The following is an 18,946-nucleotide window of genomic DNA, read 5'->3' on the forward strand; positions in this document are numbered from 1 at the left end:
ACGTGGACGTCAACGCAAGTGTCGTACCGGCCCACCCGTACAGTGGACGACTGTGTTTGTGCTCGCTCTGGACACCGCCACCCCCGCCGTGACCGCCGGGGCCGTCGAGCTGACGGCGGACGGGCCGCGCCTGATCGCCCAACGGGTCACGGTCGACCCCAAGGCGCACGGCGAGTTGCTGACACCCCACCTGCTCGAGGCGTTGGCCGAGGCCGGCCTGGTCTTCCCGGACCTGGACGCGATCGTGGTCGGTTCGGGGCCCGGCCCGTTCACCGGTCTGCGGGTCGGCCTGGTCACGGCCGCCGCGCTGGGCCAGGCGCTCAACCGGCCTGTCTACCCGGTGCCCACGACCGACGCGATCGCGCTCGCCGCGCACACCGGTCAGCCGCTGCTCGTGGCCACCGACGCCCGCCGCCGCGAGGTCTACTGGGCGGCGTACGACGCGGCCGGCCGGCGCACCGACGGCCCGCACGTCGAAAGCCCGGCGGACCTGGTGGCCAAGCTGCCCGCGTTGGGCGTCGCGCACGCCACCGGCCAGGGCGCCGAGCTGTACGACCTCGGCCTGCCGGTCCTGGACACCCGCTACCCGACGCCGGACGCCCTGGTGAAGGCCGCCGCCGCGGACCTGCTCGCGGGCGCCCGCCCGGCCGCGCTGACCCCGCTCTACCTGCGCCGGCCCGACGCCGTCGCGCCGACCGGCCGCAAACGGGTGCTGAAGTGACCCCGGTCGTCACCATCGCGCCTCTGCGTGAAGAAGACGTGCCCGAGTGCGTCCGGATCGAGCACGAGTCGTTCCCGGCCGACGACCCGTGGAGCGCCGACGCGTTCCGCGGCGAACTCCGGGCCGGCCACCACTACGTCGGCGCGTACGTGGCCGACGAACTGGTCGGCTACGCGGGCCTGGGCCTGACGGACTTCGAGAGCAGCGTCCACACGATCGCCGTCGACAAGCGGTGGCAGGGCAACGGCATCGGCCGCACGTTGCTGCGCACGCTGCTCGCGGTGGCCGACGAGCGCCGCGTGCCGGTGTTCCTCGAGGTGCGCACGGACAACGTTCCGGCGATCACCCTCTACGTCGCGCACGGCTTCGAGCACCTCGGCCGGCGCCGCCGCTACTACCAGCCGTCGGGTGCCGACGCGTACACGATGGGAAGGCCCGCGAAAAGTGACTGACCGGCTCATCCTGGGATTCGAGTCCTCCTGCGACGAAACCGGCGTCGGCATCGTCCGGCTGGGACCGGACGGCGCGCTGGAGCTGCTCGCCGACGAGGTCGCGTCCAGCGTCGAGGAGCACGCCCGGTTCGGCGGCGTCGTGCCCGAAGTGGCGTCGCGGGCGCACCTGGAGGCCATGGTGCCGACGATGCGCCGGGCGTTGGAGACGTCCGGGGTCGAGCTGTCTGACGTGGACGCGATCGCGGTCACCGCCGGTCCCGGGCTCGCGGGCGCGCTGCTGGTCGGGGTCTCGGCGGCGAAGGCGTACGCGGCGGCGTTGAACAAGCCCCTGTACGGCGTGAACCACCTGGCCGGGCACGTCGCGGCCGACACGCTCCAGCACGGCCCGCTGCCGGCCCGCTGCCTGGCGCTGCTGGTCTCGGGCGGCCACTCGCAGCTACTGCTGATCGAGGGGCTGGCGCACCGGATCACCGAGATCGGGTCCACTGTGGACGACGCGGCGGGCGAGGCGTACGACAAGGTCGCCCGGCTGCTCGACCTGCCGTACCCCGGCGGTCCGCCGATCGACAAGCTCGCCAAGCAGGGCAACGCGTGCGCGATCGCGTTCCCGCGTGGACTGACCGGTCCGCGCGACCCGCGTTACGACTTCTCGTTCTCCGGCTTGAAGACGTCGGTGGCCCGGTGGGTCGAGCGCGCGGAGCGGGCCGGCGAGGAGATCCCGCTGGCCGACGTGGCCGCGTCGTTCCAGGAGGCGGTGGCGGACGTGCTGACCGCGAAGGCGATCCGGGCGTGCAAGGACCTGGAGGTCGACACGCTGGTGATCTCCGGCGGTGTCGCGGCGAACTCGCGGCTGTCGGGCTTGGCGGCCGAGAGGTGCGCCGAGGCCGGGATCGAGCTGCGCGTGCCCCGGCCCCGGTTGTGCACGGACAACGGCGCCATGATCGCGGCGTTGGGCGCGCACCTGGTCGCGGCCGGTGCGGGTCCGTCGCGGTTGGACCTGTCGACGACGCCCGGTCTGCCCGTGTCCACGGTTCAGGTTCCCTGAAGTACGGCTTCGATCCGGTCCACGTCGAACCGTTCGGCCGCGGGCAGCGGGGTGTCCACGGACAGCCGCAGCCGGGTCGCCTCGTCGAGCAGCCGTCGGGCCTCGGCGTGGTCACCGGCCAACGCGTGCGCGCCCGCGAGCCCCTCGCACGCCAACGCGATCGCCCTCGGGTCGCCGATGCGTGACGCCAGGGCGTGCCCTTCGGCGTGCCACGCCGCCGCGCGCTCGGCGTCACCACGCATCTCGGCCACGAACCCGAGTTCGGCCAGGACCAGCGTGCCCGCACTCTCGAACCCCTCGGTGCGGTGCCACGCCAGCACGCGGTGCAGGTGGTGTTCGGCGTCGTCGAGACGCCCTTCGCGCCGGGCGCCCAGGGCGAGTCCCGTCTCGGCGTACATCGTGGCCGGCGTGAACGCGCCCGCGAGCCCTCGGGCCCGCTCGTGGTACTCGCGTCCACGGACGAAATCGCAGGTCAGCAACGCCACGCGGCCCAGCCAGGACAGCGTGAACGACACCTCGGGCCACGACCGCAGCTCCTCGGCGAGCACCAGGCCCTCGCCGTGCACCCGGGCCGCCTCGGGGTAGTCGCCGGCCATGGCCGCGAGCGTGCCGCGCACGAACGTGACCTGGAGCCGGCCCCACCGGTCGCCGGTCCGGTCGAACAGCGTCGACGCCCGGTCCGCGGCGGCCCGCGCGCCGACAAGATCGCCCCGGGCCAGGGACTGGCTGACCACGTCGATGGACGCGGCGGCCACGCCCCAGTCGTCGCCGTGGTCCTCGAACACCCTCAGCGCCCGCTCGGTGAGCGGCTCGGCCGCGGGCATGTCGCCGACCGTGGACAGCACGTAGCCCAGGAACCAGCGCGTGTACGCCTCCTCGACCGGATCGGCGATCTGGTCGACGGTGGCCGGCACGTCCGGCGGCAGCGGGTCTCCCGCGAGCACGCCGAACGCCGCCTCCCACACGATCGCGGCCGGGTCGGCGGACCCCGCCAGCGCCCGGCGGGCCTCGCCGAGCCGGCCGCGCAGGAACCAGTACCAGGTCAGCGCCTTGGCCAGCCGGACCCGTTCGGCGCCGGTGAGCACGTCCAGCGCGGCACGCAGGTTGGCGGTGTCCGCGTCGAGCCGGGCCAGCCGGGCGAGCTGGCCGCCGGCGCGCAGCCCCGGGCGTTCGGCGAGGGCGAGGTGGAACCGGGCGTGGGCGAGCCGGACCGGGTCCTCCTCGCCGGCCTCCCGCAAACGTTCGCGCCCGTAGTGCGTCACGGAGTCGAGCAGCCGGAACCGACCCTCGGCGGCGACCACCAGCGACCGGTCCACGAGCCGGGTCAGCACGTCCAGCGCGTCGTCGCCCGCCACGGCCTCGGCCGCGTCCAACGCCCACCCCTCGTCGTGCACGGCCACACGGCGCAGCACCACGCGTTCCGCGTCGCCGAGCAGGTCCCAGCTCCAGTCCAGCGCGGCCCGCAGCGTGCGGTGGCGTTCGGGCGCGTCCCGGGGGCCGCCCGCGAGCAGCCGGAGCCGGTCGTCGAGCCGGTCGAGCACGCCGCCGGCGCCCAGCGCGCGCACCCGGCGGGCGGCCAGTTCCAGCGCCAGCGGCAGGCCGTCGAGCCGACGGCAGATCGCGGCCACGGTCCCGTCGTCGCCGTCGAGGAACCCGGCGGCCCGTTCGGCGAACAACGCCATCGCGTCCGGCAAGGGCAGCGGGGGCACCACGTACAGCGCCTCGCCCGAGACGCCGAGGGGTTCCTGGCTGGTCGTGAGCACCCGCAGGCCCGGCGCGGCGCGCAACGCCCGGGACACCAGCGTGGCCACCTCGTCGACCACGCGTTCGCAGTTGTCCAGCAGCAGCACGGTCTCCCGGACCCGCAGCGTCTCCGCGACCGCGTCGACCAGGTCGCCCTCGTCCCGCACGCCGAGCACCGCCGCGACGACGGCCGCGACCCGGTCGCCGGTCGCGCCGGACAGGTCGACCAGCCACACGCCGTCCGCCGCCGTCAGGCCGTGGGCGGCGGCCAGCGCGAGCCGGGTCTTCCCCACGCCGCCCGGCCCGGTCAGCGTCACCAGCCGTGCCCGGTCGAGCAGCGTGCGCACGGCCGACACGGCGGAATCCCTTCCCACCAAAGGGGAAACGGGCGCGGGCAGGTTGTGCCTCGGCCGGGCGCCGCGCGTCACGTCGTGGGTCAGCACGGACTGGCGCAGCCGGACCAGTTCGGGGCCGGGCTCCAGGCCCAGTTCGGCGTCGAGCCGGTCGCGCAGGTCGGTGAAGCTCGCCAACGCCTCCACGTGCCTGCCCGACAGGTACAGGGCGCGCATGTGCAGGCCGCGCAGGCGTTCCCGGGTCGGGTGCCGCGCCACCTCGGCGGAAACGTCCACAGTGGACCCGATCGCCAGGTGTGCCGCCGCGCGGTCCTCCACCGCCGCGATCCGCTCATCCTCCAGGTCGTCGCGGTCACCGCGCCACAACGTGACCGCGTCGTCCAGCAGCGCCGCCGCCGCGACCGGGTCGGCCGTGCGCGCCCGGGACACCAGCTCGCGGAACCGCAGCAGGTCCAGCGTGCCCGCGTCGACCCGCAGCGCGTACCCGGCGGCCGAGTACGTCACGAGATCACGCGTGCCCAACGCCCGGCGCAGCTGCGAAACCCTGGTCTGCAACGTGTTGCGCGACCGTTCCCGACCGTCCCACAGCACCTCGACCAGCCGGTCCGCCGACACCGGGCGACCGGCCGCCAGCAGCAGTTCCGCCAGCAGCGCACGGACCTTGGTCTCGGGCACGGCGACGGGCGTGCCGTCGTCGTCCCACACCACGAGCGGACCGAGCACCCCGAATCGCACGCCACCAGCAAACCCGCAGCCGACCCGCAGCGGCAAACGCGAACCTCGTCGCAAGGGACGAGAGAGGACCGACATGACCGACAGCAGGACCCCGTTGACCCTGATCGGACTCGGGCCGATGGGCCAGGGCATGGTGAAGTTGTGGCTCGCCGCGGGCCACGCCGTGACCGTGTGGAACCGGACCCGGTCGCGCGCGGACGACGTGCTCGCGGCCGGCGCGGTGTGGGCGGAGCGGGCCGACGCCGTGGCCGCGAACCGGCTGATCGTGCTCAGCCTCACCGACTACCGGGCCGCCGACGCCGTGCTCGACGGGCTCGACCTGACCGGCAAGGTCGTGGTCAACCTCAGCTCGGACACGCCCGACCGGACCCGCGAGGCCGCCGAGGCGGTCGCCGCCCGCGGCGGCACGCTGCTGGTCGGCGGCTTGATGGTGCCCGCGCCGCTGCTCGGCACGGAGGCCGCGTACGCGTTCTACAGCGGGCCGGAGGACGTGTTCGCCGAGTACCGCGACACGCTGGCGCTGCTCGGCCGTACCGACTACCTCGGCGCCGACCCGGTGCCGGCGCAGCTGCACTACCAGGCGCAGCTCGACCTGTTCCTGACCGTGCTCGCGGGCATGCTGCACGCGTTCGCCCTGGTCGGCACGGCCGGGGTGTCGGCGAAGGACTTCGCACCGTACATGCGCGAAACCCTCGACACGATGTCGTTCTACCTCGACGAGACCGTGACGAGCGTCGACAGCGGGCAACACCCCGGCGACCTCGCGAACATCACGATGATGGGTGCCACGACCGACCACATCGTGGCCGCGAGCGAGGACGCCGGGCTCGACGCGGGCCTGCCGAAGGCGGTCCAGGACCTCTACCACCGGGCGATCGCGGCCGGGCGCGGCGGCGAGAACTGGACCGCCCTGGTCGACCTGATCCGCCGCTGATCCGGTCCGGGTGCGCGGCACCGGCCGCGCACCCGGCGGAACATGAGGTATTAACGCAGGTCCCCGGTACTCCGCCTCCACACGAGGGCAGCCGCCGCTCCCCCGAAAGGTGAGTCCTCAGAAGGTGAGGCACCGGCCATGACCGACGACATCGGCTCCGGCAACCGCAGACTCCTCGACCTCGTCACCCGCAGACAGCGCGCCGTGCTCGACGACCCCACCGCGTTCTTCCCCTGGCGCCGGCCGTGCACCGTGAAGACGCTCCTGGTCACCGACGGCATCCTGGACTTCGGCCTCGGCGACTTCGGGTTGCGCACGTTCGTCGACGTGCTGATCAACGACAAGCGCTCGTACGTCCGCTTCGACCTCACCGTCGCGCACTTGAGCGCGACCGTGTCGAACGCGGCCGTGCTCCAGGGCGTGCCGGGGATCTCCCGAAGCATCAAGGGATTCGTCTTCGACGACCCCGACCACTTCACGCCCGAAACGTACGACGTGGTGTGGCTGTTCGGCTTCGACTCGTTCATCCACGGCGTCGACTACCCCAACCGCACCGCCGACCCGGCCCGCTACCCGGCCACGCGGCTCGGCGACGCCGAACTCGACGCGTTGACCGCCCACGCCAACCGGGGCGGCGGGCTGTTCGGCACCGGCGACCACGGCTCGATCGGCAGCGCGCTGTGCGGCTCGGTCGACCGGCTGCGCGGCCAGCGCCACTGGCAGGACTTCGGCGCGAGCGAGGTCGGCATGACCACCGCCCGGCGCAACGACTCCAACCGGATCGGCCACGACGCGGGCTCGCAGTTCAGCGACCAGAGCGACGACGTGCCCCAGGTGCTCGACCTCAAGCTCTACAGCACCCGAGTCGGCCTGCTGAAGGCCGCGCGCTACCCGCACCCGGTCCTGTGCAGCCGCCTGGGCCGCATCGACGTGTTCCCCGACCACCCGCACGAGGGACAGGTTCGCGTGCCGCCGAACCTCGGCCTGTCGTGTCGGGACGGCAGCCCCGAGTACCCGGACGCCGCCGGCGGCGGCCAGGTCGTGCCTGAGATCGTCGCCACCGGACGGGTGCCGGCCGGCAACACCGCGTCGTCGAACGGTGGGCTCAACCTCAAGACGCCCACCATCGCGCACACGTTCGGGGTCGTGGCCACGTACGACGGTCACCGGGCCGGGGTGGGTCGCGTGGTCACCGACTCCACGTGGCACCACTTCGTGAACGTGAACCTGATCGGCGTGGTCGAGGGCGGCCTGTTCGACGACTTCGTGGGACCCGGCCCGGGGCCGGGCACGCCCGGCACGCACTTCTCCAAGCACATCGGGTTCCTGGCGTCGCCGTCCGGGCGGGCCGCGTTGGACAAGATCCGCGAGTACTACGTCAACGTCGGCGTGTGGCTCGCGCCACCCGCCCGGATCAAGTGCATGAACAGCAGGTTCTGGTGGGAGCTGCTGTGGTCGGACCGGATCGTCGAGGCCACCCTCCAGCGGCCCGACCTGACCCTGGACAAGGTCGCGCTGCCCGAGCTGTTCCACATCGGCGTGCACGCGCGTGACGTGCTCGGCCGGCACGCGGGCGCGTGCCGGACCCTGCACTGGGTGTTCCCGCTGATCGTCGACCTCCAGGTGGAGCTGCGGCCGTGGATCGACCCGTGGTGGCCCGGCGACGACCGGCGCGAGGTCGACCCGCCGCTGCCGTGGCTCGACGTCCAACCGCTCGTGGACGTCGCCGTTGGCGGCGCGCTGGTGGCGTTGCGCGGCGCGTTCCCGCATCCCGGGACGGACGTCGACTTCGACGACAAGGCCCGCGAGGTGGCTTTGAAGGGCGCCCGCACCGCCTACGAGCGGGGGCTGGAGCGGTTCCGGGGTGACCTGAAAGGCGCGCTGCGGTTCACCTTGCCGGGGGAGGAGACGGGGGTTCGTTGAAGCGTTGGCACTCGCATGGGTAGAGTGCCAGATGCACGGCACCAGCGACCGCCCCGACCCCCGCGACGGCGGGGTGGCAGGAGCCGTAAACGCAACCTGCCAACGCTTTCGACGACCGTGGAGGTCAGCCCGGTGAGCGTGAACATCAAGCCGCTCGAAGACAAGATCCTGGTCCAGGCCAGCGAGGCCGAGACCACGACGGCCTCCGGCCTCGTGATCCCGGACACCGCGAAGGAGAAGCCCCAGGAGGGCAAGGTCCTCGCGGTCGGCCCCGGCCGGATCGACGACAAGGGCAACCGCGTGCCGGTCGACGTCGCCGTGGGCGACGTCGTCGTCTACTCCAAGTACGGCGGCACCGAGATCAAGTACAACGGCGAGGAGTACCTGATCCTCTCCGCCCGCGACGTGCTGGCCGTCGTCAACTGACGACCCCGCTGTCATGAGGCGCCCCGGCGGCCCCACCCGGGGTCTTCGGGGCGCTTCCGCTTCCAGGAGAGGCTCACGTAATGCCCAAGCAGATCAGCTTCGACGAGGACGCTCGTCGGGCGCTTGAGCGCGGCGTCAACAAGCTGGCGGACACGGTCAAGGTCACCCTTGGCCCGCGTGGTCGCCACGTCGTGCTCGACAAGAAGTTCGGCGGCCCCACCGTCACCAACGACGGCGTGACCATCGCCCGCGAGATCGAGCTGGACGACGCGTTCGAGAACCTCGGCGCGCAGCTCGCCAAGAGCGTGGCCACCAAGACCAACGACGTGGCCGGCGACGGCACGACGACCGCGACCGTCCTGGCCCAGGCCATGGTCCGCGTCGGCCTGCGCAACGTCGCCGCGGGTGCCAACCCGACGGCGCTGGGCCGGGGCATCCAGTCCGCCGCCGACGCCGTGGTCGAGGCGCTCAAGTCCAAGGCCACCCCGGTCAAGGGCCGCGACAACATCGCCCAGGTCGGCACCGTCTCGTCGCGTGACGAGTCGATCGGCGCCCTGCTCGGCGAGGCCATCGAGAAGGTCGGCGAGGACGGCGTGATCACCGTCGAGGAGTCCTCGACGCTGGCCACCGAACTCGTCGTCACCGAGGGTGTGCAGTTCGACAAGGGCTACATCTCGGCGCACTTCGCGACCGACCTCGAGGCCCAGGAGACGGTGTTCGAGGACGCCCGCATCCTGCTGCACCGCGAGAAGATCTCGGCCCTGGCCGACCTGCTGCCGGTGCTGGAGAAGGTCGCCGAGTCGGGCAAGCCGCTGGTGATCATCGCCGAGGACGTCGAGGGCGAGGCGCTGTCCACCCTGGTCGTGAACGCGCTGCGCAAGACCCTGCGCGTCGTCGCGGTCAAGGCGCCGTACTTCGGCGACCGCCGCAAGGCGTTCCTGGACGACCTCGCGGTCGTCACCGGCGGCCAGGTCATCGCGGCCGAGGTCGGCCTGAAGCTGTCCGAGGCCGGCCTCGACGTGCTGGGCAGCGCCCGGCGCATCGTGGTCTCCAAGGACAACACCACGATCGTCGACGGCGGCGGCACCAAGGCCGACGTCGCGGGTCGCGCGGAGCAGCTGCGCCGCGAGATCGAGGCGACCGACTCCGACTGGGACCGCGAGAAGCTCCAGGAGCGGCTGGCCAAGCTCTCCGGCGGCATCGCGGTGATCAAGGTCGGCGCGGCCACCGAGACCGAACTCAAGGAGCGCAAGCACCGCATCGAGGACGCGGTCGCCGCGACCAAGGCCGCGGTCGAGGAGGGCATCGTGCCCGGCGGCGGTTCCGCGCTGGTGCACGCCGCCAAGGTGCTCGACGGCGGGCTCGGCCTGACCGGCGACGAGGCGACCGGCGTGGCCGTGCTGCGCGAGGCGCTGGGTTCGGCGCTGTTCTGGATCGCCGCGAACGCGGGCCTCGAAGGCGCCGTCGTGGTGAACAAGGTCCGCGAGGGCGACTGGGGCTTCGGCCTCAACGCCGCCACGCTGGTCTACGGCGACCTGCTCGAGGCCGGGATCATCGACCCGGTCAAGGTCACCCGTTCCGCGGTGGCGAACGCCGCCTCGATCGCGCGCATGGTGCTCACCACCGAGAGCGCGGTCGTGGAGAAGAAGGAAGAGGAAGCCCCCGCCGCGGCCGGTCACGGTCACGGCCACGGCCACTGACCCCAGCGGCCAGGGCGGCTCGCATCGCCGGTCCCGGTAGTCCGCTCGACCCGTCGGGGGTGCCGATCCTGGTAGGCGGGTCGTCCGACCTGCCGAAGGTCGGTTTCCCGGTGGGTCGGACGACCCGCCGGCGGTCGGTCGCCCGGATCGCCTGATCCGGGCGGGCAGGCCCCCGGGTCGGCGGGCCACCGGGTACGCGTTCGGGTTCCGACGCGAAGGGGCGGCACGGAGGACTTGTCCTCCGTTGCCGCCCCTTCCGCGTGCCGCCGCTCTTCAGGCCATGGTGAGTTGCCGCTTGCGGGCCTTGATGATGGTGTCGCGTTCGGACTCGGAGAGCCCGCCCCATATTCCGTACGGCTCCTGCACCGCCAACGCGTGCCTTCGGCACATCTCCAGCACCGGACAGGAGAGGCACACGGCCTTGGCCCGTGCTTCCCGCCGTGCGCGTGCCGGTCCGCGTTCACCGTCCGGGTGGAAGAAGAACGCACTGTCCATGCCGCGGCAGGAGCCGCGCATCTGCCAGTCCCACAGATCCGCGTTCGGACCGGGAAGCCTTCGGGTGTCCGCCATCTAGACCGCCTCCTTGGCCCAAGGACCAATACTCCGTTCGGCCTAACGATGATCCACCGTAGAACCGCGTCAAAACTTGTTCAAGGGGGTGCCCGACTGAACCTGGTCAATTCATTCGATGGGTGATCACCCCGAAGTCGCCCGTGACCGGAGGTGAACGGACGAAGCGCCGGCGACCAGGCCCGTCGGCCATGCCGGGGCGTTGTCGCACGACGCGACGGAATCCGTTGCGGCACAAGGTGATCGAGCCCACCGGGCACCACCCGGGGTGGAGCCGCCCGCCATGGTCCCGACGTGGCGCCGGCCGCGACGCGTACCCCTGATCGCCGGTTCCATGCGAACTCTGTGATCACACAACCGGGCGACACCACGAATACGCACCGACGGGCACCGCCGCCCGAAACGCACACCGCGCACGCACCACCGCGCTGAATCTCCGGTACCGGGCCGACGAAGCCCTCACGGGCCCACGAGCCCACCACGCCCCACCCACCGGACCGATCGCGAACAAGATCATCACCGGGCCCGCGACACCGCCGCCCCCCGCCGCCCGTCGACACGCCCCGACCGTGCCGCCCCGACCACGTCGACCGCCTGGACGGCCACGTCGATCGAAAGCCTCGACCCATCCGGGCATCCAGCCGGTCGACCACCGGCAGGCCACCTGGACCGCATCGACCGGCCGCTCCACCGCCGGCCACCTCCACCGGTCCGGAACAGGCCGAGGGGGACCCGGCACGGGCTCCGGGTGCGGTGCCGCCGGGTTCGGCGCGCTGCGTGAGGATGCCGTGGGGCGTGGCAGAGGTGAGTCGCGCCGGGTCCGGTGCGTCGGGGTCCGGCGCTGGGTAGGTCCGGTGCCGGGTAGGGCTGTGCCGGGTGGGTCCTGCGTTGCCGGTCCGGAGTCGTGTGGGCCTGGCGTCGTGGGTGTGGTGCCGGGTGGGCGTCGTGGGTGCGGCGCGGTGAGGGTGTGGCGCGGCGGCTGCCTCCGCACGACATCCCGTCCAGCCGACCCGGTGATCGACCCGCCGCCCGGGCCTTGGGCGCGTGTCGATCGTCCCCACCCCTGACGGCACGGGTTCCGGATTCCTGCGTCGTCCGGCCGAGGGTGATCACCTCCCGAGGACCGGCCGTGCGCGCTCGTCCTATCCACCCCGTGCCCCGCCGTCGAGGCGGGGGTCGGGCCGACGCGCTCCTCGGCCCGACCGCCGACCCGACGGGCGGGTGGTCGGGGTCGTCCCGCACCCGCCGAAGGCGACGTTCCGTCACCATCCGGTGGTCGTGGCGATCCGACCGCCGACGCACCCGCCCGCCCTCGCGGGTGGGCCCCCGGTACGCGACAGACCCTCGCGTCCTGTCCCGTCCCGGGGACCGCGTCGGTGGAGTGGGGGACACTCGAAAGCGGCCGACGGGGCGCGTAGCTGCTAGTATGTGACCTAAATCACACCAACTCCACGGGGCTGTTTTCGTTGTCCCGGCCGGTGGTGTCCGGTGCCTTCACGATCGGCGCAAACCGCAACAGTGCGGGCGGTGAAAAGTTGGCGAACACGGCCGAAACCGCTCTGAGCTGCACGTTACGGAGAGCTGATCCGATCAGCCGACGACCCCGCGCCCGCCGGCCGTCGCCGCCGGCGGCGCTGCTCCGTTCCGGGGAACCCCCGAACGCAGACTCGAAGACGAACTTCTGGACGGATTAAGCACCGGATCGTGTCAAGGTTCGGGCCCCGGCGTCCGATAGGGGAAGTGGAACGTCACTCGGCTGCAGGAAGGAGTCCCCGTGACCACGGTCCTTATTTGCGACGACCGGCGCAGTGTGCGGGAGGGCCTAACCCGTGTGATGTCGGCTGTCCCCGGGGTCAGTCGCATCGACTGCGTAGCGCACGGTGACGAGTTGTTGGCCCGCTTCTCCCGTCAGCCGGTCGACGTTGTGCTGGTGGGAACCCAGCGCGCCGTCCCGACCGGGGTCGAAGCGACCCGTCGACTCGTCTCGGCCAACCCGCAGGCAAACGTCATCGTGTTCGGGGCGCCGGACGACGCGGGCAGCATCGCTGCCGCGATCGCCGGCGGCGCACGCGGTTACCTCCGCTGGGACGCCTCGCGTCCCGAGTTGGTCGCCGCGCTCGCGCACACCCTCGCCAGCACGAGCGTGCCCGCACCTCGTCAGCCCTCCGATCCGGGCGTCCAGCTCACCGAGCGCGAACTCCAGGTTCTGCGCGGGATGAGCCAGGGCAAGAGCAACGGCCAGATCGGCCGCGAGCTCTACCTGTCGGAGGACACCGTCAAGACCCACGCGCGCCGGCTCTTCCGCAAGCTCGGCGTCCGCGACCGCGCCCAGGCCGTCGCGCACGGCTTCCGTCGCGGCCTGGTGTCGTAACCCGCCGCCGATCGGACCCTCCCTGCACCAGCCCGGTGACAGTCGTCGCCGGGCTGGGTCCGTGTCGTCGGCGTGTCGCCAGGTCAGGGGTGGTGCGGGGGACCTGTCGACCACCGGAGGTCGACGCAACCGGTACGGTATTGGTCACCGGTACGGGCGACGTCGGACGTCGACGTGCCGTTCGTTGTCGGTACGCGTACGCGTAACACCAGGGCTGTTGTCTGCGATGACCAACTTGGGGGACGGACTGGACGCCGAAGTGGGCGCAGCCGTCGATGGCGACCGCCACGCGATCGAGAAGCTGCTGGCGTCCATACGCCCCCTGGTGGTGCGGTACTGCCGCGCCCGAGTCGGAAGGCAGGAGAGGTCTTTCGCTTCGGCGGACGACGTGGCCCAGGAGGTGTGTCTCGCGGTGCTGACGGCCTTGCCCAGCTATCGCGACCAGGGTCGGCCCTTCTTGGCGTTCGTGTACGGCATCGCGGCGCACAAGGTGGCCGATGCCCATCGGTCGGCCGCGCGGAACCGGTCGGAGCCGGTTCCGGAGGTGCCGGATGCCCCCGAAACCGAGGCCGGGCCCGAACAGCGCGCCATGCAGGGCGAACTGTCCGGCCGGATGGCCCAACTCCTGAAGATCCTTCCGGAGAAGCAGCGGGAAATCCTGTTGCTTCGAGTGGTCGTCGGTCTGTCGGCCGAAGAGACCGCCGACGCCGTCGGGTCTACGCCGGGTGCGGTCCGGGTCGCGCAACACCGCGCGCTCGCCCGCCTCCGCAAGACCTTGGCGACGGAGGAGGTGGTCTGAAGTGGTCGACCAGCACGGGAAGGGCAACGGCAAAGTCGTGCGCGGACAGGATGAGAGAACCCCGCTCACCCCGGAGGACGAGCCAGGGGACGACCTCGCCGGCATTCGAGCCGACGACGCACTGCTGGACGCGTTGGGCGGACGCGTCGGGGACCAGGACGAGTCGCTCGTCGACGACGAGCTGAACGCACTGCTGCTCGCCTGGCGCCGCGAGGTGCACAGCAAACCGGTCGGCGAACTCGTCGACGTCGACACCGCCGCGGCCACGATCGCCGCGGCCCGGCCCCAGCAACGCGGCCGGCACCGCTTCCTCATCCCCCTCGCCAGCGCGGCGGCGATCCTCGCCATCGCGTTCACCGGCGTCAGCCTGGTCGCGCGCGACGCGCTGCCCGGCGACACGCTGTGGGGGCTGACCAAGGTCCTGTACTCCGAGCACGCGCGGTCCGTGGAGGCCGCCGTCGCGGTGCGCACCGACCTCGACACCGCCCGCGCCGCACTGCGCGACGGTCGGGTCGACGAGGCACGCGACCTGCTCGACAAGGCCGGCGCCTCGCTGCCGTCGATCTCGGCGGACGACGGCAAGGCCGACCTCACCCAGACGCACACGTCGCTGATGCAGGAGCTGACCAGCACTCCGGCGCCGACGAGCACGCCGTCCACCCCGCCGCCCGCGCCGAGCACCACGCTCACCACGACGCCGCCGAAGGTGGAGCCGCAGCCGACGACGATCGAGCCGACAGTGCCGCAGTCCACCACGCCGCCGACGACAACGAACGAGACCACGGTCCCTGCGTTGCCCAGCGGCACGCAGTCCGAGAACGGGGCGCGCAACGAGATCGTGCCCGAGCAGTCGTCCCCGACGAGCTGAACCACGAACGCGAAAGCCCGTCACCTCCGCGGAGGTGACGGGCTTTTGTCGTCAGTGACCGGGCTTACGTGTACTTCGGATCACGTCGTCAGCGCGCGTTCTCGCTCGCGGTGACGCCGTCCGCGTAACCGCGGCAGTACTCCCAGCTCACGTACGCGGCCGGGTCGGGGTCGAACGCGGGCTCGTGCGGGCGCATCCGGCCGTCGGACAGCAGCTGTTCCAGCGACGACCTCAGCAACGCCCAGTCGTGGTAGTGCGGCTCGTCGCACTCACCGCAGTCCACCACGATCCCGCGCACCCCGCGGTGTTCCAGCAGCGCCTGGTAGACGGCGAGGTCGCTGAGGTCCCCGATGAGTTCGGCACGCTCGGTGTCGTCCATCGGCGGGTGGTCGTGGTCGTCGACGGGCTCGCCGAGGGTCCGGGCCGGGTCCTCGGGGTCGCCCGCGAACGGGTCTGGTGGCAACGCGTCGTGCGGCACGACCCCGCACGGTACCGGCAGGACCCCCGACCGCGTCCAGATACCATGGGCTGAACCCATCGCCGCCTGCGGAAAAACCGGCCGCGACGGCGGGATCACCGCACGACGGAAGGCACGCAAGCCCCCATGACCAGCGAGCTGAACGCAGACGGAGTCCCGAGCAAGTTCGCCATGCTGGGACTGACGTTCGACGACGTACTGCTGCTCCCCGCCGAGTCGGAGATCATCCCGAGTGCGGTCGACACCGGCACCCGGCTGACCCGTAACGTCCGCCTCGGCATCCCGCTCGCGTCCGCGGCGATGGACACGGTCACCGAGTCGCGCATGGCCATCGCCATGGCCCGTCAGGGCGGCATCGGCGTGCTGCACCGCAATCTGTCGATCGAGGACCAGGCCCGCCAGGTCGAGACGGTCAAGCGGTCCGAGGCGGGCATGGTGTCCGACCCCGTGACGTGCACGCCCGACGACACGATCAAGCACGTCGACGACCTGTGCGCGCGCTACCGGATCTCCGGCGTGCCGGTGACCGACGACAACGGCCGGCTCGTCGGCATCATCACCAACCGCGACATGCGCTTCGAGGTCGACCACAACCGCCGGGTCAGCGAGGTCATGACCAAGGGCCCGCTGGTCACCGCGCAGGTCGGTGTCTCGGCCGAGGCCGCGCTGGGCCTGCTGCGCCGGCACAAGGTCGAGAAGCTGCCGATCGTGGACGGCGACGGCAAGCTGCGCGGCCTGATCACGGTCAAGGACTTCGTCAAGACCGAGCAGTACCCGAACGCGTCGAAGGACCCGGACGGCCGCCTGCTGTGCGCGGCGGCGATCGGCGTCGGCGAGGACGCGTTCTCCCGGGCCATGGCGCTCGCGGACGTCGGCGTGGACGTGCTCATGGTCGACACCGCGCACGGCCACCAGCGCAACGTGCTGGAGATGGTCGCGCGGATCAAGAAGGAACTCGGCGACGCGGTCGACGTGGTCGGCGGCAACGTGGCCACGCGGGCCGGCGCGCAGGCGCTGGTGGACGCGGGCGCGGACGGCGTGAAGGTCGGCGTCGGCCCCGGCTCGATCTGCACCACGCGCGTGGTCGCGGGCGTGGGCGTGCCACAGATCAGCGCGATCTACGAGGCGAACCTGGCGTGCGACCCGGCCGGTGTGCCGGTGATCGGCGACGGCGGCATCCAGTACTCGGGCGACATCGCCAAGGCCATCGCGGCGGGTGCCGGCGTGGTCATGGTCGGCAGCCTGCTCGCGGGCACGGCCGAGGCGCCGGGCGAGGTCGTGCTGGTCAACGGCAAGCAGTTCAAGACCTACCGGGGCATGGGGTCGCTGGGCGCGCTGCGCGGCCGTGGCGACAACACCAAGTCCTACTCCAAGGACCGCTACTTCCAGGACGACGTGCTGTCCGAGGACAAGCTCGTGCCCGAGGGCATCGAGGGGCGCACGCCGTTCCGCGGCCCGCTCTCGCAGGTCGCGTACCAGCTCGTCGGCGGCCTGCGGATGGCCATGGGCTACACGGGCTCGCGGACCATCGACGAACTGCGGACCAAGCAGCTGGTCCGGATCACGGCGGCGGGGCTGAAGGAGAGCCACCCCCACGACATCACGATGACCGTGGAAGCCCCGAACTACACGAGCCGCTAGCAAAGCTCCACGAGAGGACGAACAAGGTGCGCGATCTGGTCGAGATCGGCATGGGCCGGACCGCGAGGCGGGCCTACGAGCTGGACGACGTCGAGATCATCCCGTCCCGGAGGACCCGCTCCTCCAAGGACGTCTCGACGGCGTGGCAGATCGACGCCTACCGGTTCGAGATCCCGTTGATCACCCACCCGACCGACGCGATCGTGTCGCCGGGCACGGCGGTCGCGATCGGCGAACTGGGCGGCTTGGGCGTCCTCAACGCGGAGGGCCTGTGGGCCCGGCACGGCGACGTGGAAGAGGCGCTGTTCCGCCTGGTGCGCGCGGTGGAGGACACCGACGACCCGGCGGCGCCGGTGCGCGTGCTCCAGGAGTTGCACGCGGCGCCGGTGCGGATGGACCTGATCGCCGAGGCGGTCAAGCAGGTGCGCGAGTCGGGCGTGACGGTCGCGGTGCGGGTCAGCCCGCAGCGGGCGGCCGAGTTCGCGCCGGACCTGCTGGCCGCGGGCGTGGAGATCCTGGTCGTGCAGGGCACGATCATCTCGGCCGAGCACGTGTCCCGGGACGGCGAGCCGCTGAACCTCAAGTCGTTCATCGCCGACCTGGACATCCCGGTGATCGCCGGCGGCGTCGGCGACTACCGCACGGCCATGCACCTGATGCGCACGGGCGCGGCGGGCGTGATCGTCGGTTACGGGTACGCGCCCGGCGTCACGACCACGGACTCGGTGCTGGGCATCGGCGTGCCGATGGCGACCGCGATCGCGGACGCGGCGGCGGCCCGGCGCGACTACCTCGACGAGACCGGCGGCCGGTACGTGCACGTGATCGCCGACGGCGGCGTGCTCACGAGCGGCGACGTGGCCAAGTCGATCGCGTGCGGCGCGGACGCCGTGATGCTCGGCGAGCCGCTCGCGGCGGCGGCCGAGGCGCCCGGCCAGGGCCTGTACTGGACGGCGTCCTCCGCGCACCCGTCGGTGCCACGCAGCCACGTGTCGACGGGCGTGGACCAGGTCGTGGACCTGAGCAGCCTGCTGTTCGGGCCGTCGGTGGACCCGCGCGGCGTGACCAACCTGTTCGGCGCGCTGCGCCGGGCGATGGCCAAGACGGGCTACTCGGACCTCAAGGAGTTCCAGAAGGTCGGGCTCACCATCCGCGGCTGAGCTGGTCGACCAGGGGAAGCTCTCGCTCCGTGACGGGGCGGGAGCTTCTTTCCTTTCCAGTGGGACTACCGCGCCGACCAAGATCGAGTAGTGGCGTCGTGGCATTTCGTGTTTTCTTTGGTACTCACATTGTGGTACCGCGATGTATTGGTTTTCTTCCCTATTGTCCACTCGGTTGGAATAACGATTGATTCCTTGCAATCGGCGTATTCGCCGATGCATGATGGAATAGGTCGCGCCAGGGGGGCTGCGACCGACGACAACAGGGGGACATACCTGTGAAGTCACGAATGATCAAGCTGCTGTCCATGGTCGCCGCGGTGGGTTCGCTCGCCATTCTGGGGGCGACCCAGGCCAGTGCCGCGACGACGGATTCCGGCCCCGCGAAGGCCACCGACGTCAAGGTGAACGGAGACGTCTCGACGCAGGCGTGCTTCGGTCCGTTCAAGATCGTCAACCCGTACAGCAACACCGTGGTCGACATCGACCGCGCGTCGCTCGCGCCCGGTGCGCGGATCACGACGGCCGTCCGCAGCACCAGCGCGAGCCAGCTCTGGTACCGCTGCGACAGCGCCTTCGGCGGCTCGGTGCTCATCTCCGCGCACTCGGGCTACTGCATCGACGCCGCGCTGGTCCCGGGTCAGAACCTGACCCAGGAGTCGTGCGTCGGCGGGTTCGACCAGCGGTTCACCTCGGTGCTCCGGTTCGACGGCTACTACCAGACCGAGAACGTGGGCACCGGTCTCGCGTTCGACACCTGGCAGACCCTCGCGCCGAAGTACCTCGGCCAGGACGTCCGCCAGATCACCAGCCCGCGCCAGGCCTGGTACGCCGAGTACGTGGCCACGCCCGGCACCCTGGCGCCGGTCGCCTGATCCGGTTTCCCCGGAAGGCACCAGGTAATCGCGTGACATGAAAAACCGTGTGGGTGGACCCGGTGCACAGGGTCCGCCCACACGGGTGGTTCCGCTTTCGTGGAGGCGGCCCATTTCCGTGGAGGAAATGGGCCGCCGAGTGGCGCCTGGAA

16 protein-coding genes are annotated in these 18,946 nt (G+C 71.7%); 13 read left to right on the forward strand and 3 right to left on the reverse strand.

Features of this window, described 5'->3' with window-relative positions; translation table 11 throughout:
- Window positions 1-52 precede the first annotated feature (52 nt).
- The 3 genes from tsaB to tsaD are packed head-to-tail and all read left to right on the forward strand — an operon-like array spanning window position 53 to window position 2,218.
- Complete coding sequence (gene tsaB / locus F4559_RS01530) at window positions 53-721, forward strand: tRNA (adenosine(37)-N6)-threonylcarbamoyltransferase complex dimerization subunit type 1 TsaB (protein ID WP_184665794.1); 669 nt, start codon at window positions 53-55, stop codon at window positions 719-721.
- Complete coding sequence (gene rimI / locus F4559_RS01535) at window positions 718-1,173, forward strand: ribosomal protein S18-alanine N-acetyltransferase (protein WP_184665795.1); 456 nt, start codon at window positions 718-720, stop codon at window positions 1,171-1,173. The genes tsaB and rimI overlap by 4 nt, the downstream gene beginning before the upstream one ends.
- On the forward strand, window positions 1,166-2,218 hold the full coding sequence (gene tsaD, locus F4559_RS01540) for a tRNA (adenosine(37)-N6)-threonylcarbamoyltransferase complex transferase subunit TsaD (RefSeq protein ID WP_184665796.1): 1,053 nt from the start codon (window positions 1,166-1,168) through the stop codon (window positions 2,216-2,218). Before rimI ends, tsaD begins: the two co-directional genes overlap by 8 nt.
- Here tsaD and F4559_RS01545 read toward each other — a convergent pair.
- Window positions 2,206-5,049, reverse strand: coding sequence for an ATP-binding protein (locus F4559_RS01545; RefSeq protein WP_184665797.1), 2,844 nt, complete (start codon window positions 5,047-5,049; stop codon window positions 2,206-2,208). The genes tsaD and F4559_RS01545 overlap by 13 nt on opposite strands.
- A 73-nt stretch (window positions 5,050-5,122) precedes the next feature.
- Between F4559_RS01545 and F4559_RS01550 the strand changes: the two genes are divergently transcribed.
- The 4 genes from F4559_RS01550 (at window position 5,123) to groL (ending at window position 10,032) form a co-directional block, all read left to right on the forward strand.
- Entirely contained in the window at window positions 5,123-5,983 is an 861-nt protein-coding gene (locus tag F4559_RS01550) for an NAD(P)-dependent oxidoreductase (RefSeq protein ID WP_184665798.1), read from the forward strand.
- Window positions 5,984-6,121: 138 nt separating this feature from the next.
- Entirely contained in the window at window positions 6,122-7,906 is a 1,785-nt protein-coding gene (locus tag F4559_RS01555; RefSeq protein WP_184665799.1) for a hypothetical protein, read from the forward strand.
- Between the two features lie 132 nt (window positions 7,907-8,038).
- On the forward strand, window positions 8,039-8,332 hold the full coding sequence (groES, locus tag F4559_RS01560; RefSeq protein WP_184665800.1) for a co-chaperone GroES: 294 nt from the start codon (window positions 8,039-8,041) through the stop codon (window positions 8,330-8,332).
- An 80-nt stretch (window positions 8,333-8,412) separates the two neighbouring features.
- Window positions 8,413-10,032, forward strand: a complete 1,620-nt coding sequence (gene groL, locus F4559_RS01565; protein ID WP_184665801.1) for a chaperonin GroEL — start codon at window positions 8,413-8,415, stop codon at window positions 10,030-10,032.
- Window positions 10,033-10,305: 273 nt separating this feature from the next.
- On the opposite strand, the gene F4559_RS01570 is transcribed toward groL, so the two are convergent.
- Window positions 10,306-10,602, reverse strand: coding sequence for a WhiB family transcriptional regulator (locus tag F4559_RS01570; RefSeq protein ID WP_281386253.1), 297 nt, complete (start codon window positions 10,600-10,602; stop codon window positions 10,306-10,308).
- Window positions 10,603-12,376: 1,774 nt separating this feature from the next.
- On the opposite strand from F4559_RS01570, the gene F4559_RS01575 reads away from it, so the two are divergent.
- From F4559_RS01575 to F4559_RS01585, 3 genes are all read left to right on the forward strand, one after another.
- The gene (locus tag F4559_RS01575) at window positions 12,377-12,973 is read left to right on the forward strand and encodes a response regulator transcription factor (RefSeq protein ID WP_015805222.1); all 597 of its coding nucleotides are present in this window, start codon (window positions 12,377-12,379) and stop codon (window positions 12,971-12,973) included.
- A gap of 226 nt (window positions 12,974-13,199) precedes the next feature.
- Window positions 13,200-13,772, forward strand: a complete 573-nt coding sequence (locus tag F4559_RS01580; protein ID WP_184665802.1) for a sigma-70 family RNA polymerase sigma factor — start codon at window positions 13,200-13,202, stop codon at window positions 13,770-13,772.
- 1 nt (window position 13,773) lies between these two features.
- The gene (locus F4559_RS01585) at window positions 13,774-14,640 is read left to right on the forward strand and encodes an anti-sigma-D factor RsdA (RefSeq protein ID WP_184665803.1); all 867 of its coding nucleotides are present in this window, start codon (window positions 13,774-13,776) and stop codon (window positions 14,638-14,640) included.
- 88 nt (window positions 14,641-14,728) lie between these two features.
- On the opposite strand, the gene F4559_RS01590 is transcribed toward F4559_RS01585, so the two are convergent.
- Window positions 14,729-15,178 (reverse strand): DUF5319 domain-containing protein, encoded by a 450-nt coding sequence (locus F4559_RS01590; RefSeq protein WP_184665804.1) that lies wholly within the window; start codon window positions 15,176-15,178, stop codon window positions 14,729-14,731.
- A 66-nt stretch (window positions 15,179-15,244) separates the two neighbouring features.
- Here F4559_RS01590 and guaB point away from each other — a divergent pair, with 66 nt between their 5' ends.
- The 3 genes from guaB to F4559_RS01605 all read left to right on the forward strand — a co-directional run bounded on the left by guaB (window position 15,245) and on the right by F4559_RS01605 (window position 18,794).
- Window positions 15,245-16,759 (forward strand): IMP dehydrogenase, encoded by a 1,515-nt coding sequence (guaB, locus tag F4559_RS01595; protein WP_184665805.1) that lies wholly within the window; start codon window positions 15,245-15,247, stop codon window positions 16,757-16,759.
- Window positions 16,760-16,785: 26 nt separating this feature from the next.
- Window positions 16,786-17,919 carry a GuaB3 family IMP dehydrogenase-related protein gene (locus F4559_RS01600; RefSeq protein WP_184665806.1) on the forward strand — a complete coding sequence of 378 codons (1,134 nt, stop codon included), beginning with the start codon at window positions 16,786-16,788 and terminating at the stop codon, window positions 17,917-17,919.
- A gap of 290 nt (window positions 17,920-18,209) precedes the next feature.
- Window positions 18,210-18,794 carry an RICIN domain-containing protein gene (locus F4559_RS01605; protein WP_184665807.1) on the forward strand — a complete coding sequence of 195 codons (585 nt, stop codon included), beginning with the start codon at window positions 18,210-18,212 and terminating at the stop codon, window positions 18,792-18,794.
- Window positions 18,795-18,946 lie beyond the last annotated feature (152 nt).

Origin of the sequence: Saccharothrix violaceirubra (genome assembly GCF_014203755.1) — a bacterium.
In the GTDB taxonomy this organism is placed as follows: Bacteria; Actinomycetota; Actinomycetes; order Mycobacteriales; family Pseudonocardiaceae; genus Actinosynnema; species Actinosynnema violaceirubrum.